Origin of the sequence: Rhizobium sp. AB2/73, assembly GCF_020871915.1 — a bacterium.
GTDB lineage: Bacteria > Pseudomonadota > Alphaproteobacteria > Rhizobiales > Rhizobiaceae > Rhizobium > Rhizobium dioscoreae.
This window is the reverse complement of the sequence record NZ_CP067074.1, coordinates 226,315-251,350: the sequence shown is the minus strand read 5'-3', so window position 1 is coordinate 251,350 and position 25,036 is coordinate 226,315. Positions and strand designations below refer to the sequence as shown.

22 protein-coding genes and 2 pseudogenes are annotated in these 25,036 nt (G+C 54.8%); 14 read left to right on the top strand and 10 right to left on the bottom strand.

Features of this window, described 5'->3' with window-relative positions:
• Window positions 1-233: 233 nt before the first annotated feature.
• A pseudogene (locus tag I8E17_RS32190) lies at window positions 234-422 on the top strand (transposase domain-containing protein); the annotation flags it as partial.
• A gap of 347 nt (window positions 423-769) precedes the next feature.
• Here the strand turns inward: I8E17_RS32190 and I8E17_RS32185 are convergent.
• Window positions 770-1,500: pseudogene (locus I8E17_RS32185) on the bottom strand (IS110 family transposase); the annotation flags it as partial.
• On the opposite strand from I8E17_RS32185, the gene I8E17_RS32180 reads away from it, so the two are divergent.
• Window positions 1,490-1,702, top strand: coding sequence for a hypothetical protein (locus I8E17_RS32180; protein ID WP_209160323.1), 213 nt, complete (start codon window positions 1,490-1,492; stop codon window positions 1,700-1,702). The pseudogene I8E17_RS32185 and the gene I8E17_RS32180 overlap by 11 nt on opposite strands.
• Window positions 1,703-1,992: 290 nt before the next feature.
• On the opposite strand, the gene hmgA is transcribed toward I8E17_RS32180, so the two are convergent.
• Window positions 1,993-3,348, bottom strand: a complete 1,356-nt coding sequence (gene hmgA / locus I8E17_RS32175) for a homogentisate 1,2-dioxygenase (RefSeq protein WP_209160321.1) — start codon at window positions 3,346-3,348, stop codon at window positions 1,993-1,995.
• 57 nt (window positions 3,349-3,405) lie between these two features.
• Between hmgA and I8E17_RS32170 the strand changes: the two genes are divergently transcribed.
• On the top strand, window positions 3,406-3,852 hold the full coding sequence (locus I8E17_RS32170; protein WP_209160319.1) for a MarR family winged helix-turn-helix transcriptional regulator: 447 nt from the start codon (window positions 3,406-3,408) through the stop codon (window positions 3,850-3,852).
• On the opposite strand, the gene I8E17_RS32165 is transcribed toward I8E17_RS32170, so the two are convergent.
• From I8E17_RS32165 to I8E17_RS32150, 4 genes are read right to left on the bottom strand one after another with little or no spacing between them, the layout of a single operon-like run.
• The gene (locus I8E17_RS32165) at window positions 3,849-4,571 is read right to left on the bottom strand and encodes an ABC transporter ATP-binding protein (protein WP_209160317.1); all 723 of its coding nucleotides are present in this window, start codon (window positions 4,569-4,571) and stop codon (window positions 3,849-3,851) included. The two genes, I8E17_RS32170 and I8E17_RS32165, sit on opposite strands and share 4 nt — an antisense overlap.
• Window positions 4,572-4,582: 11 nt before the next feature.
• The gene (locus I8E17_RS32160) at window positions 4,583-6,355 is read right to left on the bottom strand and encodes a branched-chain amino acid ABC transporter ATP-binding protein/permease (protein WP_209160315.1); all 1,773 of its coding nucleotides are present in this window, start codon (window positions 6,353-6,355) and stop codon (window positions 4,583-4,585) included.
• Window positions 6,356-6,359: 4 nt separating this feature from the next.
• Complete coding sequence (locus I8E17_RS32155; protein ID WP_209160313.1) at window positions 6,360-7,283, bottom strand: branched-chain amino acid ABC transporter permease; 924 nt, start codon at window positions 7,281-7,283, stop codon at window positions 6,360-6,362.
• A gap of 31 nt (window positions 7,284-7,314) precedes the next feature.
• Window positions 7,315-8,505: an ABC transporter substrate-binding protein gene (locus I8E17_RS32150; protein ID WP_209160311.1), complete on the bottom strand. Its 1,191-nt coding sequence runs from the start codon at window positions 8,503-8,505 to the stop codon at window positions 7,315-7,317.
• Window positions 8,506-9,575: 1,070 nt separating this feature from the next.
• Here I8E17_RS32150 and I8E17_RS32145 point away from each other — a divergent pair.
• Window positions 9,576-10,208, top strand: a complete 633-nt coding sequence (locus tag I8E17_RS32145) for an EthD domain-containing protein (RefSeq protein ID WP_229002316.1) — start codon at window positions 9,576-9,578, stop codon at window positions 10,206-10,208.
• A 274-nt stretch (window positions 10,209-10,482) separates the two neighbouring features.
• Here the strand turns inward: I8E17_RS32145 and I8E17_RS32140 are convergent, their stop codons facing one another.
• Window positions 10,483-11,187, bottom strand: coding sequence for a transporter substrate-binding domain-containing protein (locus I8E17_RS32140; protein WP_209160307.1), 705 nt, complete (start codon window positions 11,185-11,187; stop codon window positions 10,483-10,485).
• Window positions 11,188-11,689: 502 nt separating this feature from the next.
• Window positions 11,690-12,088, bottom strand: a complete 399-nt coding sequence (locus I8E17_RS32135) for a carboxymuconolactone decarboxylase family protein (RefSeq protein WP_209160305.1) — start codon at window positions 12,086-12,088, stop codon at window positions 11,690-11,692.
• 411 nt (window positions 12,089-12,499) lie between these two features.
• Here I8E17_RS32135 and I8E17_RS32130 point away from each other — a divergent pair, with 411 nt between their 5' ends.
• From I8E17_RS32130 to I8E17_RS32090, 9 genes are all read left to right on the top strand, one after another.
• Complete coding sequence (locus tag I8E17_RS32130) at window positions 12,500-13,006, top strand: nuclear transport factor 2 family protein (protein ID WP_209160303.1); 507 nt, start codon at window positions 12,500-12,502, stop codon at window positions 13,004-13,006.
• Window positions 13,007-13,055: 49 nt separating this feature from the next.
• Window positions 13,056-14,150, top strand: a complete 1,095-nt coding sequence (locus I8E17_RS32125; protein WP_209160302.1) for a sugar ABC transporter substrate-binding protein — start codon at window positions 13,056-13,058, stop codon at window positions 14,148-14,150.
• Between the two features lie 73 nt (window positions 14,151-14,223).
• Window positions 14,224-15,750 (top strand): sugar ABC transporter ATP-binding protein, encoded by a 1,527-nt coding sequence (locus I8E17_RS32120; protein ID WP_209160300.1) that lies wholly within the window; start codon window positions 14,224-14,226, stop codon window positions 15,748-15,750.
• Window positions 15,747-16,721 (top strand): ABC transporter permease, encoded by a 975-nt coding sequence (locus I8E17_RS32115; protein ID WP_209160297.1) that lies wholly within the window; start codon window positions 15,747-15,749, stop codon window positions 16,719-16,721. The genes I8E17_RS32120 and I8E17_RS32115 overlap by 4 nt, the downstream gene beginning before the upstream one ends.
• A 5-nt stretch (window positions 16,722-16,726) precedes the next feature.
• Window positions 16,727-17,731: an ABC transporter permease gene (locus I8E17_RS32110; RefSeq protein ID WP_209160295.1), complete on the top strand. Its 1,005-nt coding sequence runs from the start codon at window positions 16,727-16,729 to the stop codon at window positions 17,729-17,731.
• Between the two features lie 43 nt (window positions 17,732-17,774).
• Entirely contained in the window at window positions 17,775-18,566 is a 792-nt protein-coding gene (locus I8E17_RS32105; RefSeq protein WP_209160294.1) for an SDR family oxidoreductase, read from the top strand.
• Window positions 18,567-18,637: 71 nt separating this feature from the next.
• Window positions 18,638-19,375: a glucose 1-dehydrogenase gene (locus tag I8E17_RS32100; RefSeq protein ID WP_209160292.1), complete on the top strand. Its 738-nt coding sequence runs from the start codon at window positions 18,638-18,640 to the stop codon at window positions 19,373-19,375.
• 161 nt (window positions 19,376-19,536) lie between these two features.
• Window positions 19,537-20,634 (top strand): alkene reductase, encoded by a 1,098-nt coding sequence (locus I8E17_RS32095; RefSeq protein WP_209160290.1) that lies wholly within the window; start codon window positions 19,537-19,539, stop codon window positions 20,632-20,634.
• A gap of 164 nt (window positions 20,635-20,798) precedes the next feature.
• Window positions 20,799-21,272 carry a nuclear transport factor 2 family protein gene (locus I8E17_RS32090; RefSeq protein ID WP_209160288.1) on the top strand — a complete coding sequence of 158 codons (474 nt, stop codon included), beginning with the start codon at window positions 20,799-20,801 and terminating at the stop codon, window positions 21,270-21,272.
• 373 nt (window positions 21,273-21,645) lie between these two features.
• Here I8E17_RS32090 and I8E17_RS32085 read toward each other — a convergent pair whose 3' ends face one another.
• Together I8E17_RS32085 and maiA are read right to left on the bottom strand one after the other, a co-directional pair.
• A complete protein-coding gene (locus tag I8E17_RS32085) occupies window positions 21,646-22,830 on the bottom strand; it encodes an acetyl-CoA C-acetyltransferase (protein ID WP_209160286.1) in 1,185 nt (394 codons plus the stop codon).
• 45 nt (window positions 22,831-22,875) lie between these two features.
• A complete protein-coding gene (maiA, locus tag I8E17_RS32080) occupies window positions 22,876-23,520 on the bottom strand; it encodes a maleylacetoacetate isomerase (RefSeq protein ID WP_209160284.1) in 645 nt (214 codons plus the stop codon).
• A 246-nt stretch (window positions 23,521-23,766) separates the two neighbouring features.
• On the opposite strand from maiA, the gene fahA reads away from it, so the two are divergent.
• On the top strand, window positions 23,767-25,026 hold the full coding sequence (gene fahA, locus I8E17_RS32075) for a fumarylacetoacetase (RefSeq protein ID WP_209160282.1): 1,260 nt from the start codon (window positions 23,767-23,769) through the stop codon (window positions 25,024-25,026).
• Window positions 25,027-25,036 lie beyond the last annotated feature (10 nt).

Sequence of the window (25,036 nt, the reverse complement as noted above, 5' to 3'; positions counted from 1 at the left end):
GCGCAACTTCACCTGTCGTCAATCAAATTGTGTACGCAGAGTACACAATACTTCGAGGAGAACGTTTCGTCAGGAGGATGTCCTTATGCAATTTTAGCGGTCGTGACTGAGGACCTAGACGAGCTGGATGCTCACTCTTCAGTACGAACGGCGGTTTCAATGCTGATTATCCCTCCCTGAGACGCGACGAATTCCTCTCCAGCAGTTGTAGATTTTTACCCGTCGAGTACACTCAGGCGATAACAAGAAAGAATAGCCTCTTTGCCGGAAGTGACGGCGGTGGCCGGACATGGGCAACTATCGCGACACTTTTGCACACTGCAAAAATGAATTCTGTCGATCCGCAAGCCTGGTTGACGCAGACACTTGAGCGTCTGGCCAATGGCTGGCCCAGTAGCGAAATCGGCGATCTCATGCCGTAGAACTACAAGGCCTGAAAGGCCTCAACTTGTCGCGTTCGATTTTTTGAAGCAGTCCAAGTTTTTATCAGCACCCCCACCGGCTCATGTATGGATGCCCCCGTTCATGCAAGCTTTTCTTTGAGCGGCTTGAACGTGTGATTGGATGCGGTTATGTATCAGGCCTTCGATGCACAGCTATATTACTGCTGGCCGGTATGGAGCTAAGCGGGGCTGGCGCAAATCAGTTCTACGAGCTCGAGGCTCACTGAGCCGGCGGCATTCCCCCCCTCTTTCGAATCTCTTGTCCTTACCGTTCGCTTATCTCCTCACACGCCGACGATCCGATCTCACTATATCGTCAGCTTTGCTTACGCGTTTGCGAGACTGTTATCTTTGTAATTCTCATTCTTCGTCATCGTCGCCCAGACGGATCGAGCCATCTTATTAGCAAGCGCAATAGCAACGAGCATACGCGGCTTGCGCATCAACATACGCCCGAGCCATGAGTTTTCGGAGGGGGGCTTTCGGCATGCCCATCGGATCACCGTCGTTGCACCGATAATCAAAAGCCGCCGAATATCGCGCTGTCCCATCTTTGACGTCCGGCCGAGCACCTGCTTTCCTCCGCTCGAATGTTGTTTAGGTACAAGCCCGAGCCAAGCTGCAAAATCACGTCCCTTATGAAACGTCGTCATAATTGGAGCAAACGCCTCTATCGCCATGGCCGTGATTGGCCCGCGCCGGGCATTGACATCTGTCGCGCGGTGTTAATCGTTTGCTGGGCTTTAGCTTTGAGAACCTTCTCCAAGCTGGAGATACGGGAGGTCAGCAGATCAATCTGCTCCAAATAAATCCGCGCAGTTTCAACGACCAGGAGCTCAAGACCGCTATCGTCTTCTACGATCCCCCTCAACGCGTCCGGGCTTGCAATGCCCTGCGGCGCAATGAACCCCTGTTCCGCAAGGTGAGCTCGCAAGGCGTTTATCAGTTGCGTTCGTTGACGCACGAATAGATCGCGCGTCCGAAAGATCATGGCGGTGGCTTGCTGCTTCTCGGTTTTTAGTACGACGAACCTCATCGAGGGGCGGATGGCGGCTTTTGGGGTGGTCGACGAGGTCGGTGACGGCGTCTTCGGTGCGGTAGTCGGAGACGCGGTCGTTGGCATTGGTAGAAACACGGTGGCCCAACGCGCGGTTCCGACGAAATGGGCTAAAAAGCCGAATGACAAGTCGTTCGAGGATGCGGGCGGTCTCACCGTGATCGCCGAAACGGCATCGCGCATCCTGGATCAGGCGGTGTGAAACAGGGTGATACGTTTCTGGTTGCGAACGTCGCCGGCGGGGTCGCCCAGCTGCCACCCAGTTGACGCACCAACGCGGGCTGACAGTCATCGGAACGGCAAGCCCCTAGAAGCATGACTACCTGCTAAAACCTGGCGTCCTTCGAACGATTTACGACCGGGGCTTCCTCTGGCTGTACATCCCGTCGTAGCCAAAGGCTCGGAAAAGCACGATATGGGCATCTTCTTCTTGAGTATAAAAAAGCCCCATCCAGTTCTCTTTGGAGCGAGTATGGGGCCGATATCAACCGATCAAGGTTGATCTGGACTGAAGTGTTTTGTCAATCGAGCTCCGTAGCTTCCATAGTCTTTTTGGAATGACGGCGTTTCTGCTGCGAATGCGGTCACCTTTTGCGGGAATCGCGTCTCGAACATGAACGCGAGCGTCCCTTCTAGCTTATGCGGCTTCAGCTCGGCGTTGCTAGCCTTTTCGAAAGCATCCATATCGGGGCCGTGCGGCAGCATCGTGTTGTGCAGTGAAATACCACCGGGTACGAAGCCGCCACCTGTCTTGGCATCGTAAACGCCGTAAATGAGGCCCATGAATTCACTCATCACATTCATGTGGTACCATGGTGGTCGGAATGTGTTTTCCGCTACAAGCCAACGCTCCGGGAAGATTACGAAGTCGATGTTTGCCGTTCCAGGGGTTTCCGAAGGCGATGTTAGAACTGTGAATATTGACGGATCTGCATGATCGTACAGGATCGGTCCAACGGGCGAGTATTTCCTGAGATCGTACTTGTACGGCGCGTAGTTACCATGCCACGCGACTACGTCGAGTGGCGAATGCTCGATATCGGTAACCCACAAATTGCCTGACCACTTCACATAAAGCTTTGAAGCTACGTCCCGATCTTCATAGGCGGCAACTGGCGTCAAGAAGTCGCGAGGATTGGCTAGGCAGTTGGCGCCAATCGGACCACGTTCTGGCAAACTGAAAGCACCGCCATAGTTCTCGCAGAAGTATCCACGCGCCGGACCATCGACCAACTCGGCACGGAATTTCACCCCTCGGGGGATGATCGCGATCTCACCGGGCTCGATATCAATTACCCCGAATTCGGTGCAGAGGCGCAGATTGCCCAGTTCAGGGACGATAAGCATCTCGCCATCGGCATTGTAGAAGTACTCATCTTCCATTGAACGTGTTGCCAAATAGACGTGTGCGCCCATTCCGGCCTGGCTTCCCGCGTCACCAGCAGTGGTTATCGTCCGGATACCTTCAATGAAACTTAGCTTCTCCTCCGGAAGCGGGATCGGGTCCCAGCGCATTGGAGCTATGGGAGAGTCGACCTCGTGGACAGGCGCAGTCCGCCAGAAACCAATATCCGCTTTCTCAAATTTGCCCCAGTTCGCAACAGTCGGGCGGATACGATATAGCCACGATCGTTCATTTGTTGTCCGTGGGGCGGTAAATGGCGAACCACTCAGTTGTTCGGCATATAGTCCATATGAACACTTCTGCGGCGAGTTACGACCAATTGGGAGTGCACCAGGGAGCGCCTCCGTTTCGAAGCCATTGCCGAAGCCAGACATGTAGCCAGGTTGGATAGCAGATGCAGCCTGTACGCCTGCGGACATGGTTGCGGGATTTTGTATATTCATCGTCGGTCCTCCAAAAAACAGTTGCAAACGTAACGGTCTATTTTGTAACCATCAACAATGACCAAACTGAATCTCGAAAACTTTCTGCCTTATCGTCTCAATAGGATTGCTTCGCTTGTTTCGAAGGAATTCCGCACTGTTTATGGACCAGACTACGACCTAACTATACCCGAATGGCGCGTTCTCGCGACCTTGGGTCAGTTTGAACATATGAGTGCGCGAGAGATCGGCGCTCACTCGGCGATGCACAAAACCAAGGTTAGCCGCGCGGTCCATGCTCTAGAAGATCGCCGCTGGTTACGCCGGGAGGGCAACGAGCATGATCGGCGGGAAGAAATCTTGAGCCTGACCGTCGCGGGAAGGCGATACTACGACAGTATCATCCCCCGCGCTGTTGCATTCGAACAAAGACTCCTTGACGCACTTGGAAAAGATGCCGAGCAACTCCTCCTAGTACTGAGCCGATTGGAAGGCTCGTTTAGCCTATCAGCGGGAGATAGCTAAGCCGCGTTGTGAGCCACGCCAAGGTACGCCGCACGCACCTTGGGATCGTGAAGCAACTGCTGGCCTGTGCCGGTCATGGTAACCCTCCCCGTCTCCAGGACATAGGCGTGGTCCGCAATCGCTAGAGCCATATTTGCCATCTGCTCGACAAGAAGGATGGTGATTCCCGATTTCCGCAGAGAAACGATAATCGCGAAAATTTCCTGAATGATCTTAGGTGCTAGTCCCAGAGAGGGTTCATCCAGAAGCAATAGCTTGGGCTTGCTCATCAAAGCCCGTGCAATCGCCAGCATTTGCTGCTCGCCGCCAGAGAGGGTCACCGATAGCTGATTGCGACGTTCACGCAGGCGAGGAAATAGAGCAAACTGCTCCTCGATTTCTGCATCAAGCGCATTCTTCGATAGACCTCGGAAATAAGCTCCAAGACTGAGATTGTCATAGACGGATTGGTCAGGAAATACCTGTCGCCCCTCAGGCGATAGTGCAAGCCCCCGCGCAACTCGATGGTGCGGTGGCACTCGCGTGATATCTTCGCTGTCGAAGACTATCTTGCCAGACTGCATAGGAATGAGCCCTGCAATCCCCTTGAGCAGAGTGCTTTTGCCCGCACCGTTGCCGCCGACGATGGCGACGACCTCACCGCTCCTAACCTTTATGGAGGCGTCTCGAACTGCCGAGATCGGACCATAATTGAGGTGAACGTTTTGCAGTTCCAACATTTTGCTGCTCCTCAGGCCGCGTCCACGGCTGCGCCTAAATATGCTTCCATCACGCGGGGGTCAGTTTGAACGATGGTCGGCGCCCCTTCCGCGATCTTCTGGCCGTAGTCGAGCACGACGACGTGGTCAGAAATCGCCATCACCAGGTCCATGTGATGTTCGATGAGAAGGATTGTGATGCCCTGCTCGCGAATTCGTACCAGAAGCTCTCCTAGTTCGGCCGTCTCTTGGGGGTTGAGACCAGCCGCTGGTTCGTCAAGCAGAAGCAGTTGCGGTTCAGAGGCAAGGGCTCTGGCAAGCTCGACTCGCCGCTGAATTCCATAGGCGAGACTACCTGCGGGAAGGTCCGCGACGTTAGTGAGGCCTGTGAATGCCAAAACCTCTGCGACCTTGGCGCGAGCCTTTGCTTCTTCGTTCCATGCCTTCGGGAGCCCGAAGAGAGAAGAAAGGACGCCATTCTTCATACGAGAATGCTGGCCAAGCAGGACATTCTCTCGCACCGATAAGTCTTGGAAGAGACGTAGGTTCTGAAAGGTTCTCGCCACACCGAGCTGACAGATCTCGTGGACCTTCTTCCGTGTGATCTCCTTGCCACCTAGTGTGATCGCGCCCCGGTCGGCACGGATCACACCCGTCAGCATGTTGATGAATGTGCTCTTTCCCGCTCCATTTGGGCCAATTAGCGCATGAATATGAGCTTTGGTAAGCTTCACGGAAATGTCCTTGGCAGGGACGATGCCACCGAACGCTTTGTTAAGGGATTCAGCCGCCATAAGCGGATTGCCTGTATCGGTTCCTCCGGCTGTAAAAGATAGCTTTCCTGCGGTTGATGCCCACGGCCGATTGGATGGGTCTGACTTTCCCCGGCCCGGAAGGATCATCTCCAAGACACCAGCCAGTCCCTTCGGCATCACGAACAGCGCAAACAGAAGAAGTGCACCATTCACAAAATGCTCGACCCAGGTCCAACGAGCGAGAACCGCGCCGATGATAACCAGACTAACGGAGCCTAGGAGTGGTCCGTAGAGCGAGCCACTGCCTCCGAAGAGAACAAGCAGGAGAATGAAGACGGACAGGTTGAAGTTGATGAAGTCAGAATTGATGTACTGGTTTTGCTGTGCAACAAGCGCTCCCGCTAATCCGCAGGTAATCGCCGCGATGACGAAGGCTAGCACCTTGTATCGGTAGACCGGGACTCCGACCGCGCCTGAGGCGATCTCGTCAGACTGTAGCGACAGGAACGCTCTTCCAAATCTACCTACAAGCAAATTCCGCAACAGAAGATGCGTGACCAGGCAAAGCAAGATTCCAAACCATACCCACTGCTGGGCGGTGAATGGTACATCGCCTATGGTCAGGGGTTGGATCGCATAAATGCCCATGGCGCCGCCGAATATATCGCCGCCATCAGAGACAAGTTTCTCAATCACGATGCCGAAAGCGAGCGTCACCATGGCAAGGCTAGGGCCCTTGACGCGAAGCGATGGCAAGGCGATCAGAAGGCCGAAGAATGCGGATACTAAGCAAGACAGTAGCAAAGCAGTCCAAGGACCGAAGCCCCAAACAGTGGTCAGCAGGGCGACGGCATACGCCCCGGCGGCGAACAATCCCGCCTGGCCGAGTGATTTTTGCCCAGCGAACCCCAGGAGAACGTTCATCCCGGATGCGCAAAGAAAGTAGACGCAAATCATAAACAGCGTGCGCAAATAGAACTCGTTCTGGACGAATATAACGCCCACCGCGACAAGCGCTGCAAGGCAGATGGCTCCGATCAGATGACGCATTGGATCAGACCTTATCAATTGCAGCTTGGCCGAACAGACCCTGCGGGCGAACCGCAAGGACGAGAATGATCAGACCGAAGACCACGATCTCTCGCCATTGTGCTTCCCAAAGGCCCACTGTCGATTCCAAAACACCGAGGATGAAGCCGCCATAGATGCAGCCGCGTGGGTTAGTTAATCCTCCAATGATCGCTCCCGAAAAAGCCTTGAGCGCAAAGCCCAACCCCATGAACAGAGATGCAGAGGCAATAGGAGCGATCAGAACGCCAGCGAGTCCTGCCAAGCCACTGGAAAGAGCAAATGCTCCAATCATGATGGCGTTTACGTTGATACCCATGAGGCTTGCGGTCTGCGGTGAATGAGCGACCGCCATCATAGCCTTGCCGATCTTCGTTTTGCGCATGACGATGTCGAGAGCGACCATGATCACAATGGCTGACGCAAGCACGAGTAGCTCTTGTGGACGGACCCCCGCCCCTGCAATGCGAATGATGTCATCGCCGAGTGGTGAAGGGACCATAACCGGAGCTGGCCCCCAGACCGTGAGCCCTATACTCTGAAGAATGACACCGAAGCCGATAGTACTCATTACCCAGTTCATTCCTCGCTTGCCCGCGAAAGGCCGTACAGCGATCAAGAAAATCAAGATCCCGACCACCCCCGCTGCCACCGTGGCGGCGGTAGCTGCAACGGGGTATCGCCAGCTGAGAACGGCATCTCCAGGGATTGCCGTCAAATTACCGTGCAGCCCGGAGAAGAATATCAGGGAGGCAACCCCAATAAACGCGCCAAAAGACAAGAACTCTCCCTGTGCAAAGTTCATGGTCTTCGTGGTCGTGAACGTAATGCTAAAGCTCAGGGCGATGAGGGCGTAAACCCCCCCGATCGCCAAGCCACTGACCAGGGTTTGGATGTATGTCGCCAGCATGTCGGCCCCTAAGCTGCTTATAGTGGAGTGGCTACTCGGCGAAGTCCGCGGGCTTGAGCGCCTTGATGGTGTCGTCGGTGAAGGAAACTAGTTTCCCGTCTCGCCACTGGGTCCACCGGTAATCCGCAGCGGTCAGAGCTTCGCGCTGGTCAACGCTGAACGGCTTGTTATACGTCTTCATGACGCCTTCTACCGGGGCTTGGAGATTGTCCAAGGCATCATGAATTTTCGCACCGTCAGCGCTGTTTGCTTGTCTAATGGCTGCCGCAAGCAACAAGGTGGCGTCGTAGCAATGGGCGGAAAAGCTGAATGAGCTCTTAGATGCCAGCTTTGGCGACAATCGATCGTACAGCTTCTGCTGGGCGGGAGTACGTTCCTCAGTGATGGTGCGAATAAAAATCGGCTTTTCAGCCAATTCCTTTCCTGCGGTATCATAGAAGCTGGCGTTATCGGCGGCCCAAGATGCTAGAGTGACGGGCCAATAGTCGATCTTCTGCATGCTTCGAATGACTTGGGCGATGGGCGTGCCCTGAGCCCAGATAATGACGGTATCGACGCCTGCCGACCTTAGCTTTTCAAGCTGAGAGGTCATGTCGGTGTCATTCACGCCGAATTTCTCGACGGCGGCAGGCTCGATGCCTTTCTTAGAAGCAAAGGATTGGAGGTCCTTTAGTGCCCCCTGCCCGTATCCGGTCGTCTCCACCATAAAGCCCACCTTGTTGGTTTGCGAACGGTTCTTAACGTAGGCGATCAGCCCAGCCACTTGCGAACGGTCGACCATCGAAACGCGGTAAATGTAGTTGTCCGCGCCCGTGGACTTGGTGATGTCACTTCCAGAGCCGATGCACTCCATATTCGGGTTCTTGCGCTGGTTCGGAATATGCTTCCAGGCGAGAGCGTTGCCAGAATTCGTCGTGCCAAATGTTGCGGTTACCTTTTCGTTATCGATAAGGTCACTCATGTTCTGGATCGACTTTGGAGGCTGCGACAGATCATCGCGAACGACGAGCTGAAGCTTTTGGCCCAGTAGCCCACCTGCTGCATTGATGTCGTCGATCGCGGCTTGGATTCCCAGGACACCCGCCCGCCCACTCTGAGCGGACGGCGATGCAGAGAGGTCCCCGTTGAACCCCAATTTGATATCTTCTGCTTCGGCTGAGTATGCAACGCCAAGCACGCTCGCCAAGAGCGCGACTTTCAATGCGGACTTCTTAACTGACATGTTCTCCTCCACTTCAAATCAGACGTCTTCGATAGTTGACGACCGACGCCAGTGGCGATTGAAGGACAAATAGCGGTTTGCCATCCGACGCCTGACCTCCCAAACGGCGGTTTTGTCCTCCATCGCCCGTTCCTCCAGGCTATTGCCTTGATCTCGTTCCCTCGTCGAAAGGCGCAGATATACAATAGTCTACAGCAAATTGATTTACAATAGACGAATAGCGTCAATATGCCAAAAATCCCTTTTAGTGAGGTTTTATCGATTATTGGGGGTTTCTTGGGAGGGCAAAATGCAAGAAAAATCATTGCTATTGCTTTCGTTTTAACAAATAGATTCGACTTTGACGATTTCTTGCAGGAGTGAGCCAATCTGAGAAGTGGATAGTTTGGTGGCTTGGTCAGTCGAGAGCAGGGCCAAACTCAGAACCCGGTTCGCTCGCCCCCAAAAACCAGACGTCGCATCCGCCCGATAAAGAATGGCTATTGTCATTCCCGGCATTGCGAAGCCGTGACCACCCCACGAGGCCGACGTGAATTCGTCGTCTATCTGCAGGTGCGAGCTCCTAGTGAAGGAGTGACTGGTTTAGCTACCTCAGTTTCGTGTCCTTTTTCCACAGCGCCCCGTGTTGCCCTCTTCCTCATTGCTGAGGATCAACCCATTCGCCCCCAAATTCATCCATAACAGTCCCGCATGCCCCTCGCCGCGCAGCAATACACATTGTAATTGAGGTCGTCGTAAATGCGCTGGTGGCCACCGGGACTGTCGAGTAGACGGCTCGCCTTGGCATTACGCCGCCTGCCATATATTTTGTTTCCCAAGGGAAAACTCCGCCAACCGGGCGATTTGATCTGGGTACATTCAGTCCACTGCAGACAGCGTGAGTCCGCTTTTACGCTGGTGCATGTATCTTATGTTCTGCGTTCGGGCCATTTTGTCATGAACTGTTGGTTGTCTGAAATTTTCAACAAATCTTTTCGCTAATGATGAATTTCTTGGACTGGTCCAAACTAGCTGCTATCAAGTCCACTATGGGTACCGAGAGGAGGTAAAGGATCGCTATGTTAAAGAGAATGACCCTGTTAGCGAAGAAGGATAATTTGAGCCTTGATGCCTTCAGGAATCATTGGGCGGGAGACCATGCCCAGCTCGCTTTGTCCCTGCCAGGCGTGTGCAAATACACGCAGAATCGGGCCATCGAGGTTCTCATGACTTATCCCCAAAATCGCGGGTTCACCGCTGACGGAATCGTTGAGCTATTTTTCACGGATGAGGATGCGATGATGTCCGCGCAGGCGTCCGAGATCGGAGCCATTAAAATACCGGAGGACGAGCTGCAATTCCTGAGAGGCTGGTCGCTAAATATCGTAGAGACTTCAGATCCACATGACCACTTCGGCTCAAAAGTAATGGTGCCGATTACGCTTCGAGACAGGGACGCCGCGGAAGCTGCCCGAGCCGCACTTGCAAGCGCAGCTAGCGAGGCATCCGCCACCCAGATTTCCATCAACACCGTTACGAGCAGCCATTCGAGGCCCCGGCTATGGTCTGAACCTGTAGCTCCGCACAATATATTGGTGCTTTGGTTTAACAGTGCGGAGCAAGCACGCGCTGCGTTCGAAACTAACAGCGATCTTTACCATGTCATCACCGAAGTTTCCCGGCAGGCCTCGGCCTATCTCTGTGACCCGCTCGTGGTTCGTTGACGGGGGTTAGGGGAACTGAAATGGCAGCAGGCAGTCCAGTTGTCTGCGCCGCCTGTTGGAAAGCTTGATGGACTCTCCCGGGGTTAAACGACTTTTTTGACAACCAGTTGATCGTCACCAGAGCCCGATTGCGAGAATGATCAGTGACAACAGAAACCATCGCGATTGCCGCCAAGGCTCTAATCGCAGCCGCGATTGGAGGCCTTGTATGTCGCGGTAACGTCGACAAAAATAACCTGCCGGCGATAGCAAGGCAGGCGTCACAAGACGCGAGCTATGGCGCGACTACAGTTCCGTTGTCTGCTGCCGCAATCCAACTTTGCAAGTTACCTGATTTCCGTTCCGATGTGATGAAGTCATTCACGTACTGGAGACGCCGGTCGTTGTCGCTCGGGACGACGATAGCCTGAGGCACTCCCGTGATGCTTCCCGGAATGACCCCTAAGCTTTTGTCCTCCTCGCCAATCCGTTTAAGCCGAACAATATTTGCCGCAAAGCCGTCGACTTCGCCCTCCCGCAAAAGCTCGGCTGCCTCTTTAGCGGATGCACCGTTTATGGCAATCAAGGTGACATTCGAATAATTCCACTCCAGATAATTGGCTATGGAGTCACCTTTGGTTACGCCGATTTTTATCCCAGGCTTCTTTAGATCATCGATCGACGCGATTTTCGATGACGGACTGACGACTAAGCTCTGTGGGTTTCGAAGGTAAATCTCGGACAAGCGAACCTTTCCCTCCCTCGTGGGATCTGGCGCCAGAAAGCTGATGTCGGCCTCGCCGCTGGCCACTGCGTCGATCACATCGGGAATGCCCTGTAATCCTTGTAGGTTCACAGGAACATCCGCCGCCTCGCCCATCGCCCGCGCTATGTCAGCTGCGACCCCCTTGACCTCGCCAGTGGACGGATATTTCACCGCCTGCACCGGGTTGCCATCAAGATAAACGGCCCGCAAGGTCCCGGTGGGCGCGAGTACCATATTCTCAGCCACAGCCGTGGTGGCTACAGCAAAAAAAAGCGAACGAAAGCAGAGATTTGACCTTCATGGGAGTTTTCCTGTTGGTGCTGAAATTACAGGAACCTTCATGCTATCTTCGTGGACGTCAAATCACCGATTTGTCATTTCATTGTTAAGTCGTGGTGCTAGGCGGCAAACGGACAAGGACAGGCGGCGTACGCGACCGCATGTCCTCCGAGCAAACCTCACAGCCGTTTACATTGCCCGGCACTCAAAGTTCTCAGCCTTGGCGCTATCACCAGAAGCAACGTAATGTGGGTGTTGTGGTATTCACATAGCGGGCGGCTATCACCCACCTCGAATGTTTTTCGGGTTCAATTCAACGGCAGTCATTTTACCTGGCTCGCGGCCTTGCACCAGCCAATCCTCTAGCGCCTGCAACGCGTCAAATTTTGTTGGCGTGCCAGTTCCATAATGTGAACCACCTGGCACCCGGCAAGTCCTCAGGTCGATTGTTCGAGCACTAGGCTCTATCCCCCTCCTTCGGCGTCAACCCAGAAAGTACACTTTGTGCGGAACGTATCGCTTCCAGTGCGGCGGGAAATCCGCAATAGACCGCCGAATGAGTAATCGCCTCCCGAATCTCTACCTCCGTCAGGCCGTTACTGATGCCGCCGCGAATGTGGACCATCAACTCAGCCTGCCGATTCAGCGCGATCAATATTCCAATGGTTAGCAATGATCGCGACCGGCGATCAAGATGCTCGTCTCTTCCCCAAACTTGGCCCCAGGCAAAGGATGTCATTAGTTCCTGGAGAGGTTTACTGAACTCGTCGGCCTCCATAAGGGACTTCTGCACTCTGGCCTCCCCCACAACCTCTCGGCGCATTTTCAGACCCAACTCGAAATTTTTGTCAGTCATCAGTTTATCTTTCTCGCGCCCTGTTCGACAAAGATCGCAATAATACAATTTATTTGATATTAGCAAACAATGAATAGATGGCGCAATCTGCGCGCAGTCGTGGAGCCGGTCCGGGAAAGAGAATACATGTGCCAATAAAGTGCCGCTGCTAAGTCGCCCTGCGTTAGCGTCCCGAGGATGTTATTGTGAAGCGCGCCCATTGCTGCACAACCGTACGGCCTCGGGTATCATCTGCGTATGGTTATTCGCGCACCAAGTTCACCCATGGCTGCTTGAGACAAGAAGATTTGAATTCGCAAAGATGATAAGAATTCGCTATTGACTAATAGATTTGCGATTGTAGTATCGACTTGTCAGTCGCCAACCTATGCCAACGGGCGGCTAAAAGCTGGCACTTGGAGGAGATGCAGCATGAATACGACCGCTATCCCGCCTTCCAGCGCGGGGGTGGATACACTTGCTCGCCTGGTGGCGATCGAAGATATCCGTCAGTTGAAATCACGTTATTTCTCTGCCGTGGACACAAAGGACTGGCAGGCAATTGCACGGATTTTTACCGAGGACGCGAAGGTCGATTTCAGTGGAGAGTGCCAATATCACGTCGGCCACCATGGTGTAACCGATGAGAGTATCAATCCAGCCGATTGGGTTGTTATTGGCGGAAAAGCAACTGCCGAAGTTATCGAAGGCGCCGTTGGCGGTATCATTGCCGTCCATCAAGGCCACGACCCGCAAATCCAAATCGATACTGTCGAAACGGCGAGTGGCCGATGGACACTCTATGATCGCCTGGATTACGGGCCGGAGGTGATGCATGGCTATGGTCACTACGACGAAAAGTATCGTCTCGTGGACGGCGAATGGAGGATCGCGGCGCTCACGCTGACTCGAATTTGCGTGGCTTGGGAGACCAGATAATTCCGGGGTGGAGGCCCCGTTTACCGTTAAGTCGGGAGGAGAAAGACTTATGGAAAGAAATCGGAAACGCTCAATCGCATTGCAGCTAGGATTTTTAACAACTTCGATGTTGGGGGTGCTGACGGTCACGGGAACAGCACATGCCGAACTGCCTAAATCAGGCGCTATTGTCATGTTCGGTCAGTCTAGGGAGAACCCTTATTTCGGCCAGAACGCCGTTGCGGTTCAAGATATCGCGAAAAAGCAGGGCTGGACGTTCACCTACGTCGAAGCCTCGTCTCAGGAGCAGCAAGACTCCGCTATCCAACAAATGCTCTCGACGGGCGACAAGCCAATCGGCGTTGTGCTAAACCCGGTATCGGGTGCGGCCGCTGTAGCTTCGGAGATGGCCCTGAAAGACGCGGGCATTCCTGTGGTAATCCTCAACCAAGTTCCGGCCCCCGAGCAAGCTGATCTCTTTGTCGCCTATGGTGGCGTTAACGACTACCTGAGCGGCCAGAACGCCGCCCAGCTTTTGATCGCAGGTGCAAAGAAGGCTGGCGTTGAACTTGGCAACGGCTTGATCGTCAACACCGTCGCAGGCCACACGGCCGCCCAGCAACGAGTAGCTGGTTTTAAGGACGAGATGAAGAAGGCGTTCCCATCTAGTTCAGAAGTGCTTGCTGATGTGCACTCGGGTGGCTACCTCGAAAACGAGGGCTACAGTATCGGCTCTCAAATCATTCCCGCAAATAAAGGCAAGTTCAACTGGGTCTACGGTGTAAACGATGCTCTTGCTTATGGTGCTGTGCGAGCGGCTAAGGAAAGCGGCATTCAACCTGGTAAAGACGTGCTGTTCGTCGGCGGGACTTGCATGAACTCCACTACGAACGCGGCAGTGAAGAAAGGTGAGCTTGTCGGGACATCCGTTCAATCCCCGTACATCGAGGGCGCGGCTGCCATGTATGCCCTCGTAGCGTACCTCAACACGGGCAAGGTGACAGACGGCGAACAGAACCTTTCGCCGGATACCCCGTTGTCGATAGATGCACCGCCACACAAGTGGAACTACATGCCGAACACCATGCTGGACGGCTCGGAGAAGTCTTACGCCGAGACCAAGATCTGGGGCAAGACGGCTCAGGAACTCTGCAACTACAACTAGTTGACTGACAAAGTATGGGGTGGAGCAACCGTTTCAGTGCGGGTGCTTCACCTACACAATCCAGGAAAAGACTATGGTTGCGAACAATGTAGCCGAGGACCATCTCGTTCTCGAACTGACAGGTATTGCCAAATCGTTTGGTGCTGTGAAGGCACTGAACGGCGTCGACTTCCAGCTTCGTCGTGGGGAGGTCATGGCCCTTCTTGGCGAGAATGGCGCCGGCAAAAGCACCCTTGTCAAAGTGCTCGGCGGCTTGCATACGCCGGATGCCGGTTCGATAAAGATTGACGGGAAGAGCTTTCCAATCGGGAGTGCTAAACTCTCGCACGCAGCTGGCATCGCAGTTGCAGAGCAGGAGCTTAGCGTCATCGGTCCACTGAGTGCAGCCGAGAACATCTTCCTTGGGGGTGTAAAGGTCGGCGGCCTATGGACGAAAGCACGTCTTGCCGAGCGTGCCAGAAGCTATCTTGAAGCGGTGGGTCTCGACTATCTGGACCCGTCGATCCCCGTCGAAAGGCTTTCGGTCGCGGAACGACAGCTTATCGAAATCGCAAGGCTTCTCGCAACAGATGCCCGTATCCTCATCCTCGATGAGCCGACAGCCGCTCTCAATGACTCTGATATCGAGCGGATAAAGCAAATGGTCCTTCGGCTCGCCAAGTCAGGCCGCAGCATCATCTACGTTACTCATCGTCTGGGTGAAGTTTTCGAGATCGCCGATCGGATTATCACACTTCGAAGCGGCCAAAGCTTCCCGCCAGTGAATGTATCTGACACGACCCTTGAAAAGGTCATTGAAGGGATCGTCGGCCGACCACTTGAGGAGATGTTTCCGCCCCGATCCGCTGGATTTGGTGAAACACTTCTGAAAATGGAGGGCGTCACATCGACCTCCCTTAAGAAGCCACAGTCGTTGAAGGTTCGAGCTGGCGAGATCGTTGGGATCGCTGGTCAGGTCGGCTCAGGATCGGAAGCACTGCTTAGAGCGATAGTTGGGGCAGACGTCGTCGAGACCGGCAAGATCAGCGTTGGCGAAATAACGCTTCCCCCTGCTCACGGTCTTGCCAAGGCGATAAGCGAAGGCATTGGTTACTGTTCAAGCGACCGAAAGCTTGATGGCATCTTCGCGGAGCTTCCGGTTTCTACCAATCTGGCCTCGTGCTCGATGCGGAAAGTTTCGCCAGGCGGCCTGTTTAGCCGCGGTCGCGTGCGCAACATGGCCAATGCGATCTGCCGTCATATGGCGGTTGATGTCAAACGTGCGGAATACAAGGTCGGTGCGCTCAGCGGCGGCAACCAGCAAAAGATCGCTTTAGGCAAGTGGCTAGGCATTCAACCGCGGGTTCTTCTGGTTTCAGAGCCAACCCGAGGTGTCGACGTCGGGGCCAGAGCCGAGATCTATCGTCATCTACGTAAGCTTGCAGATGGAGGCATGGCCATCGTCTTTGCGTCGTCCGACATCGACGAGGTGCAAGGTCTCGCGGACACAGTCATCCCGATGTATCGGGGTCAACAAGTCCGAACAGTCTCTGCCTCGCAGACGAACAGCCAAGAACTAATCCGCGACATCACGCATCCTTTGGAGGAGTTGGCGCAGTGAACACCTCGATCAGTGAAATAGGCATCACCGGCGAGAGCAACCTCCGCCGATTGTTTCGCTATGCCGGGCTCGGTGCAGCATTTGTTGCGCTGATAGCCGCTGGCGGTTTCTATAACCCCGCTTTCCTTAGCCCCCAAAATGGCCTTGTCATTCTACGTGCGGCTGCGATGTCCGGAATGGTAGCCATGGGGGCTACGTTCATAACCCTGTCAGGTCGTTTTTTCTCGCTGGCTCTGGGCCAGTCGGCGATGTTTTCGGGCGTCTGCCTAGCCGTGATGATGTCGTACGGCATTCCCTTCCCGGTCGCGCTGGTTACCACCCTGACCATTGCTGTACTTTTGGGCTTTCTACAAGGCGGTGTTATCTCCATGGGCGCCAACCCTATCATCACGACCCTTGGGGCCGGGGCCCTAATGGCCGGTCTCGCAGGCCTGATTACAGGTGGCAAAAACATACCGATTGAGAGCGCGGCGGTCGAATGGATTGGCAACGGCCGCATTGTAGGAATCCCAACGCAGACCGTGGCATTCCTCCTTTCCGTAGCGGTTGCTTGGTTCGTCGTCAGCAAGACCAGGTTCGGGCGGGAAACAATCCTTCTGGGTGCCAACCAGGCGACGGCGCATTCGTCGGGTATCTCGGTCCCGCGTGTGACGATCTCGGTCTTTATTATCGCGACGGTCGCGGCAGCGGTCATGGGGATATTCGAGGCGGCCCAATTCAGCAAGGCACGCGTAATGGGCTTCAGTTCAGTCGACTTCGACGTTGTTGCTGCCGTGCTGATCGCAGGTACAGCTATTCAGGGCGGACGCGGATCGCCGCTTCAAACCGCCATCGGAGCGATCTTCATTGCGACACTGCAGAATTACATGTTGCTCCTCGCCTTGCCGTCCGGGGTTCGAATGGGCGTCACCGGGGCGTTTATCCTCTTGATCGTCGTTGGCTTTCACATCGCTAGCCGCAGGAAGGGATAGTCGCAATGAGCAAGTTTTTTGCAATGCCCAGCTTTAAGCGTATCGTGTTGATATGCGCCCTCTTTGCCGCCTTCTCGGTCGCGTCTCCGAACTTCGCGTCTGCTGGTAATGTCTACTCACTGTTAGAGGCGTCTGCGATCCTTGGTATCGTAGCAGCGGGACTAGGCGTGACGATGTTAGCTGGCGAGTTCGACCTCTCTATCGGCTCAATTGCAGCATGTGCGGGTCTCATCGCAATCATGATGTCAAATCATGGCATCGTTACAGCCGTAGTTTGCGCGGTGATACCCGCATTGATCTACGGAATTGCTCAAGGCTTCGCCATTGCCCGGCTGCAGATCTCTTCACTCGTATTTACACTCGGAACCTTCATCGGCATGCGGGGCGTTGCGTACATCGTTTCAAATGAGAAAACACTGACGCTCGCAATGACGAACCTCAAGCTCGCATCGATGTTGCGAGAGCGGATTCTCATCTTTTCACCATTCAGCATTCTGATGATTGCTGTCTTGATAGCGGTTGGGTTGTTCCTGCGTTACACCCGTTACGGGCGAGAAATCTACGCCATTGGTGGTGCTCGCAAAGAGTCGCAAGCCGCTGGTGTCCCGCAGACGAGGCCCCTCGCAATTGCCTTTGCGTGCTCGGCTTCTCTCGCAGCGTTGGCCGGTGCCTTGGCAGCTCTGCGCGGAGGCAGTGCAACGCCTGGCAGTCATGAGACACTACTGCTCTCTGCCGTAGCGGCGGCATTGATTGGCGGCGTAAGCGTCTACGGCGGACGTGGAAACATGTTGGGCGTCTTCCTTGGTGTTCTGACGCTTCAAATCCTCTTGAGTGGCCTCCAGATGCTCGGCACCCCCAACTGGACCGCGAATCTTGCTACAGGGATTGTCCTGCTTGCGTTCCTGACAGTCGATTTGACAAACGGGAAGACCCCTATCGCAACCGGCCTGCACCGCCTGAAGATCCGTCGGAATTCACGCATTTCGCCGGCTGGTTCAGCTGAGGCCTGATCGCAACTCGTTCAAATTTAAACTTAGAATTCAGGAGTAAACAATGACCGAAAAGGGTCAGGATCAGGTCGCCTCATCAGGGAAACTGACAGGACGTACCGCCGTCGTCACTGGAGCGGGCTCGGGTATCGGCCGGGCAACGGCCCACCGTTTTGCCAAAGAAGGCGCGAGGGTAGCTGTTTGGGACGTTATCAAAGAGCGTGTCGAACAGACGGTGTCCGAAATTCGCGGGTTCGGCGGAGACGCCCAGGGTTTCGTCGTCGACGTGTCCAATTCCGAAAGCATAGCAGCTGCAACATCGGCAACGATCGCAGCGCTGGGTCCGGTGCGCGTTCTATCGAACAACGCGGCGATCCTAGACGATTACGCTGATGCTCTGAAAACTGATGTGGCGCTTTGGGACCGGGTCATAGGCGTCAATCTCAAAGGAATGTGGTTGGTATCGAGGGCCCTTCTCCCGTCGATGATTGGAGCGGGGGGCGGCGCGATTGTCAACGTCGCCTCTATATCCGCCTTCATCGCTGGCGGAGGCGGTATTGCCTATACGACGGCCAAGCACGGCGTCGTGGGCTTTACACGACAGCTCGCATACGACTTTGCTCATCAAGGTATCCGGGTCAATGCCGTAGCGCCCGGAGCCGTTGAGACAGGGATGACTGCCAATATCCTTAGTAATGAAGACCTGCCGGTTGTTCAGGCGCTCCGCGCTGCACCGGCTGGTCGCCACGCGCAACCTGACGAACTCGCAAACGTAATTCTTTTCCTCGCAAGCGAAGAAGCGAGCTTCGTCCATGGGGCGGTCTACGTAGCCGACGGGGGGTGGACCATAAAGTGAGACTAAGGGCCTGCGGGCTTCTTTCCTGAGGAAGACAGAAGCACGCACAAGCAAGGACGGAGGAGATATTCGTGGACGTGAATGGGAAGGTGGTTTTGATCAGTGGCGCTGGCCAAGGGATGGGTGCAGACGAAGCTGTTGCCTTTGCATCTGCAGGTGCCAAGGTTGTGTTGGCTGACGTCCTTGACGACAAAGTTCGACAGCTTGCGAGAGAAATAGGCGATAGTAATGCACTTGCCATTCATTTGGATGTCCGCAGCACCCACGAATGGAAAGTCGCGGTAGAGGCCGCGACCGAACGCTTCGGCCGCGTTGATGTGTTGATCAACAACGCAGGAATTCTCCGCTTCACCTCGGTCGAAGAATGCTCCGACGAGGAATGGGAGCTTGTAACTTCGATCAATCTCAGCGGCCCATTCAAGGGAATCCGCGCTGTTGTACCGGCTATGAAAGCATCGGGCGGTGGTTCGATTATCAACATTTCCTCGACTGCAGGCCTAAAAGCCTTTGGCACGGTCCCGGCTTACGTTACATCCAAATTCGGCGTGCGAGGGCTCACCAAGGCGGCCGCCCTTGACCTCGCGAAATTCAACATTCGCGTAAATTCGATTCATCCCGGCAACATCCAGACGCCGATGATCGACGGGCTCTACCAAGAGTACAAGCACGTACCCATGAACCGTTGCGGCCGCCCCAGTGAAATCAGCAAGTTGGCTCTGTTCCTTGCCAGCGACGCAAGCTCTTTCAGCACCGGTGCGGAATTTGTCGCTGACGGTGGCGAAACAGCGGGCCTGCCCGCTCTTTTCTGACTTCTTGGCTGCGGCCTGGGTCGAAGCAAGCCAACTGCTTTCGTCTCCGAACGACGAACGGATGGTCGAATTGATGAGAGTAACGAAACGCACGGTCGTTTTGTCGTCTCATGCAACTGGAGTCGCCTCACAAAAACAAGGCGAGCAACTTGGAGGATAAAATGTACGAGAAGCTACTTTCGCCCGCAAAGTTCGGGAAGTGGGAACTATCCAATCACATCGTGATGCCACCTCTAACTCGCAATCGTGCAGAGGCTGACTGGAGCCCGAATGATCGCGCCCCAGAATATTATGGGCAGCGCAACACCGCAGGTCTCGTGATCTGCGAAGCCACTCAAGTAAGTCCGGACGCGACTGGCTATCCCCGCACACCTGGCATCTGGACTGAGAAGCAGACCGCCAAGTGGAAAGAAGTCGTTGATAACATCCACAATGGTGGCGCGAAGGCTGTTATCCAGCTCTGGCACTGCGGTCGGATCGCCCATCCGGACAACCAGCCGCCCGGCTGCTTCCCCATGGGGCCATCCGCTGTGCAACCGAAGCCGCTCATCTATACGGACACCGCCAAGGGGCTCGTTGAGAACCCGATGCCGCGCGAGATGACAGAGGCAGATATTCTTGGCGTAATCGAATCCTATCGTTCTGCTTGCGTGAATGCGAAGGCAGCAGGTTTCGATGGTGTCGAACTCCATGGCGCAAACGGCTATCTCGTCGATCAATTTGCCTCGACAAACAGCAATCAGCGTAACGACGCTTGGGGTGGTACGCTTGAGAAGCGCCTTCGATTTATGGAGGAAGTTCTCAAGGCAATGATCAGCGTTTACGGTAAGGACTACGTTGGCGTACGGCTCTCGCCTTACAGCACCTTCAACGACATTGACGATGAGAATCCGAATGCAAAATACGAGGGCATGCTTGCGGTGGCTCAAAAGCTAGGGATTGGCTACGTCCACGTTATCCGTCCGGTCGTCAGTGGCAATATTGAACTTGAAGCAAGCTCGCGTGATGCAGAGGTCATCGAGACTGCCCGTCGCATCTACAAAGGGCCGCTCATCGGTGCCGCTGGGTTCACGCCTGAGTCAGCTGAAAAGGCTCTGCAAAGAGGCGATGTAGACCTGGTCGCTTTTGGTCGCCCCTATGTTGGTAACCCGGACCTAGTTCGTCGCGTACGGGAAGGCCTTCCGATCGTCAGTAGCAATGAGGCTTCGTGGTATACGCCGGGCTTGGAAGGATACACGGATTACCCACCGGCAGCCTAACTGTGGTGGAGCTGCGTTGGGAAACCGAAGGTTCCCTGACGCGGCATGCTGCTACTTCAAAAGCAAAGACGCTCTCTGCCGCGCACGCTGGTGACGCACGCCTAATAAAGCAAGTGGTCTCTGGCCACGCTATTCCCTGCTTCATTCAATGAAAGGACTACGAAATGTCGGAACAACCCAATATCGCCGAGCAGCTACAGAGGCTCATTGATATCGAGGAAATCAGATCACTTCGAACCCGCTACAGCCATGTGCTGGACAGCGGAAAAGTTGAGGGTTTCCATGATGTATTTACGGATGACGCTGTTGTCGCTGTCACTGTAGGTAAGATGGAAGGCATCGAGGCGATTAAAATGGGGCTCGGAGAGGCTTACGAAACGTTCGACTACCGCAAGGCCCGCAACTATCCGTTCATGCACGCCGTGACTAATCATTCAGTTTCGATCACGTCGACAGTTGAGGCCGAGGGTTTCTGCTACCTCCTAGATTGGGTTACCGGGCGAGAGGCTGGACACCCAGTCCTCCTTCTCGGCTTGTACGCTGACAAATACAGGCGAGAAAACGGGAAATGGAAAATTTATCACACGAAACTTGATGTCGTTTGGCAGCACGAAGACTTGGGGCCACTCAGCCGCTAGTCCGTCATCCCTCATAGCTGCGCAGCAAAGAGCTGCGCGGCTTAGAAGTCTTTCGCGTTCTGACTCATCTGAGACCTTTCACCGGGTTCGACCTACAGGCTTTCATTTGCGGTGATGCGTACTCTCCAGTCATCTTCGAAAGATACGTTTGAGCGAGATATGCTTGTGTGCTGACAGAGTCGCTTTGAACGGCGCTCTCGTTTCTTTCGTATCGATGAAGTCTGAGCATTGAACGTCGCAGAAGACGCTTCACGCCAACCGGCCCCATATCAGACTACGCAGTGACAAATTCTTGCGGCGTAACAGGGCGAGGATTTGCCCTGCCCGTGGTCGGTGGTTCTTATTCCTTGAAGTTGCCCTCAGCTCAGCCCCTTCATCGAAGGGCTTCAAAGCACATCGCAATGCCCATCCCGCCTCCGATGCACAAAGTGGCTAGTCCCTTCTTTGCGCCACGCCGACTCATTTCGAAGAGGAGCGTGTTTGCTATTCTGGCTCCTGAAGCTCCGATCGGGTGACCGATAGCGATTGCGCCGCCGTTCACGTTCACGATTGCTGGGTCCCAGCCAAGTTCCTTCCCTACCGCGCAAGCCTGAGCAGCGAAGGCTTCGTTTGCCTCAATGAGATCGAGGTCGGCGATACGCCAGCCTGCTTTCTCAAGCGCCTTTCTCGACGCGGGAGCAGGTCCGATGCCCATCACCGAAGGATCGACGCCTACGGTTGCCCAAGAGGCAATCCGCGCAAGTGGCGTAAGGCCTCTGCGAGCAGCTTCAGCCTCGGTCATCAGCACGAGAGCTGCTGCACCGTCATTAAGTCCCGAAGCGTTTGCAGCTGTGACTGTTCCTTCTTTATCGAAAGCAGGTCTGAGTTTACTAACGCTTTCCAAGGTGGCGCCATGGCGAATGTATTCGTCGCTGTCGACGATGGTGTCGCCTTTTCGGTTGGGCACGACAACCGGAACGATCTCGTCTTTGAAGCGGCCCGCCGTCTGGGCAGCCTCTGCCTTTTTCTGAGATGAAACCGCGAACTCGTCTTGAGCCGACCGCGAGATATCGAACTGTTTGGCGATGTTTTCGGCAGTTATACCCATGTGATAGAAGTTGAAGGCGTCCGTGAGACCGTCTTTGATCATTGTGTCAATGAGCCTCAAGTCACCCATTTTTGCCCCCGCCCGAAGGTGAGCGACATGCGGTGCAAGTGACATCGATTCCTGTCCGCCAGCGATGACAATAGACGCGTCACCCGTTATGATTTGCTGCATACCCAAGCCTACTGAGCGAAGCCCGGAGCCACAAACCTGATTTACACTCAAGGCCGTTGCTTCTTTGGGGATTCCGGCCTTAATCGCAGCCTGGCGCACAGGGTTCTGTCCTTCGCCAGCTTGAAGCACTTGTCCAAAGATAATTTCGTTAACTTCGGCAGCATCGATTCTGGAGCGCTCGATTGCCGCCTTAATCACCGTTGCACCTAGTTCATGAGCAGGCATGTTCGCGAAAGCACCGTTGAACGCACCAACGGCGGTGCGGGCCGCGCTCGCAATAACGATTGATGGAGTGGTCATGGGTTCTCCTGTTTGCAGATTGTCGGCCTGTCGAACCGGTTGTCGTCAGGCCGTTTCGGTGTTTGCCACGTCGGGATGAGCGGCTCTGAATGCCTCCAGTTCCAGCAAACGGGCGTTGATTTGGGTGGTCAGAGGATACGCCGATAAGTTAACCCCCCAACGAGCTGCATTGTAGATCTGGGGAACGAGGCAGATATCCGCGATTGTTACAGAATCCCCACCACAATAGAGGGTCGGCGGGGCTTGCTCCAACATCCCTTCAAAGCCACCCAGCCCCAGCGAGATGAAGTGTTTCATCCAATCCGTTGTTGCAATTGCCGAATTGGAACGCTCGTTTGCAAATTTGGCGACGCGCTGATTGCACACGGGAGCGATGTCCATGGCAATTGCATGCGCAAGCGCCCTGACCCTTGCACGGGCTTCAGTAGCCTCTGGAAGGAGGCTCAGTTTTCTTGTCTCATCAAGATATTCGACTATGGAAAGCGACTGGGTTAGCAGGAGCCCGTCGATCTCAAGTGAGGGAACAAGACCCAGCGGGCTCCTCGATAAGTTGTCACTGCTGACTTGCTCGCCGCCTAGCAAGTCGACTTTCGTCGTCGAGTAGGAAATGCCTGCAAGGGCAAGCGCAATCCTGACTCGATATGTAGATGATGATCTCCAGTAACCGTAGAGCCGGACTTCCGCGGTCATGACCACCTCCCTTTTTTGATGGCGCGACATTTAGCTTGACATAGTTACGCTTTCAACTATCCCTAACAAATAAATTCGCTATTATCAAATTCATTTGTTTGTAAGCGCTGGCCCGGTCCTCAGCATTTGCGAACGATAAGGCGACCGGATGCCGTCGGGGGCTATCCCCAACCGGCGGCTCGGAAAGGACGTTGCGGAAGTCGGTGCTATTGCCTGCTTCCAATGTAAAAAAGGGAGGAGGCAAGAATGCCCTTACTTCGGTCTTGGGTGGATAGTGCTAATTCTGCGACATGCGCGTTTCCGCTCAATAACTTGCCATGCGGCGTATTTTCGACAGATACGAATTTGGCGCATTGCGGCGTCGCGATTGGCGACAAGGTTCTCGACGTCACCACATTGGAGGAGGCTGGTCTTCTCAAGCTTGGGAAACCGGCTTTCGAAAAGCCTTCCTTCAACGCACTGATGGCCTTGGGTCCCGACAGCTGGCGGAATTTTCGCCAGCTTTTGGTTGAGTTGCTGCTTGATGGATCTCGTTGGCAAGCAGCTGTTGCTCCGCACCTGCACGATCTAAAAGACGCGAAGCTGCATCTCCCCTTTGAGGTCACGGAGTACACCGACTTCTATGCTGGACGAAATCATGCCTTCAACGTCGGCACGATGTTTCGCGGCCCGGAAAACGCGCTTCCGCCGAACTGGCTTCACATCCCCATTGGCTATAATGGGCGGGCCTCCTCGGTCGTGGTATCGGGCACAGAGGTTCGTCGCCCATGGGGGCAAGTCAAGGGTCCTAATGATCTCCAGCCGCGGTTCGCTCCGTCGAGCCGATTTGATATCGAGCTTGAACTTGGAGCGATCGTCGGAACACCTTCAACCTACGACGAGCCCGTTTCCGTCGAGCAGGCCGACGCGATGATCTTTGGCTATGTCTTGCTCAACGATTGGTCTGCGCGAGACATTCAAGCGTGGGAATACCAGCCACTCGGTCCCTTCCAGTCCAAGGCAACCGCGACGACGATTTCGCCATGGATTGTGATGAAGGCCGCCCTGGAGCCATTCCGCGTCTCGACGCCGGAACGAGAAGTTCCACTGCTGCCGTATCTAAACGAGCCGCGCCCCCTGCTGTACGACATTTCGCTTGAGGTCGGGCTTCGGCCGAAAGACGGAAATGAGACAATCATCTCTACTACAAATTACCAGGAGATGTACTACTCCGCAGCTCAACAGCTTGCCCACCACACGACGTCCGGCTGTTCGATGCGGACTGGCGATCTCCTTGGCTCGGGCACCATTTCTGGTCCGACCAAGGAAAGCCGCGGCAGCCTCCTGGAATTAAGTTGGGGAGGCAAAGAGCCGTTTGAGCTGCTCGACGGCGCGACGAGGTCATTCATCGAGGATTACGACACGTTGACACTTCGTGGATCGTCGCAGGGCGATGGCTACACCATTGGCTTCGGCGAATGCGTCGGCACCGTAATCCCGGCACGCACCAATCCCTACTCTTCTTGAAAGGAACCCC

Coding starts and splice junctions, on each gene's coding strand:
- I8E17_RS32180 (WP_209160323.1), top strand. CDS start 1,490: ATGGCGGCTTTTGGGGTGGTCGACGAGGTCGGTGACGGCGTCTTCGGT.
- hmgA (WP_209160321.1), bottom strand. CDS start 3,348: ATGAATATACAAAATCCCGCAACCATGTCCGCAGGCGTACAGGCTGCA.
- I8E17_RS32170 (WP_209160319.1), top strand. CDS start 3,406: ATGACCAAACTGAATCTCGAAAACTTTCTGCCTTATCGTCTCAATAGG.
- I8E17_RS32165 (WP_209160317.1), bottom strand. CDS start 4,571: ATGTTGGAACTGCAAAACGTTCACCTCAATTATGGTCCGATCTCGGCA.
- I8E17_RS32160 (WP_209160315.1), bottom strand. CDS start 6,355: ATGCGTCATCTGATCGGAGCCATCTGCCTTGCAGCGCTTGTCGCGGTG.
- I8E17_RS32155 (WP_209160313.1), bottom strand. CDS start 7,283: ATGCTGGCGACATACATCCAAACCCTGGTCAGTGGCTTGGCGATCGGG.
- I8E17_RS32150 (WP_209160311.1), bottom strand. CDS start 8,505: ATGTCAGTTAAGAAGTCCGCATTGAAAGTCGCGCTCTTGGCGAGCGTG.
- I8E17_RS32145 (WP_229002316.1), top strand. CDS start 9,576: ATGACCCTGTTAGCGAAGAAGGATAATTTGAGCCTTGATGCCTTCAGG.
- I8E17_RS32140 (WP_209160307.1), bottom strand. CDS start 11,187: ATGGTACTCGCGCCCACCGGGACCTTGCGGGCCGTTTATCTTGATGGC.
- I8E17_RS32135 (WP_209160305.1), bottom strand. CDS start 12,088: ATGACTGACAAAAATTTCGAGTTGGGTCTGAAAATGCGCCGAGAGGTT.
- I8E17_RS32130 (WP_209160303.1), top strand. CDS start 12,500: ATGAATACGACCGCTATCCCGCCTTCCAGCGCGGGGGTGGATACACTT.
- I8E17_RS32125 (WP_209160302.1), top strand. CDS start 13,056: ATGGAAAGAAATCGGAAACGCTCAATCGCATTGCAGCTAGGATTTTTA.
- I8E17_RS32120 (WP_209160300.1), top strand. CDS start 14,224: ATGGTTGCGAACAATGTAGCCGAGGACCATCTCGTTCTCGAACTGACA.
- I8E17_RS32110 (WP_209160295.1), top strand. CDS start 16,727: ATGAGCAAGTTTTTTGCAATGCCCAGCTTTAAGCGTATCGTGTTGATA.
- I8E17_RS32105 (WP_209160294.1), top strand. CDS start 17,775: ATGACCGAAAAGGGTCAGGATCAGGTCGCCTCATCAGGGAAACTGACA.
- I8E17_RS32095 (WP_209160290.1), top strand. CDS start 19,537: ATGTACGAGAAGCTACTTTCGCCCGCAAAGTTCGGGAAGTGGGAACTA.
- I8E17_RS32090 (WP_209160288.1), top strand. CDS start 20,799: ATGTCGGAACAACCCAATATCGCCGAGCAGCTACAGAGGCTCATTGAT.
- I8E17_RS32085 (WP_209160286.1), bottom strand. CDS start 22,830: ATGACCACTCCATCAATCGTTATTGCGAGCGCGGCCCGCACCGCCGTT.
- maiA (WP_209160284.1), bottom strand. CDS start 23,520: ATGACCGCGGAAGTCCGGCTCTACGGTTACTGGAGATCATCATCTACA.
- fahA (WP_209160282.1), top strand. CDS start 23,767: ATGCCCTTACTTCGGTCTTGGGTGGATAGTGCTAATTCTGCGACATGC.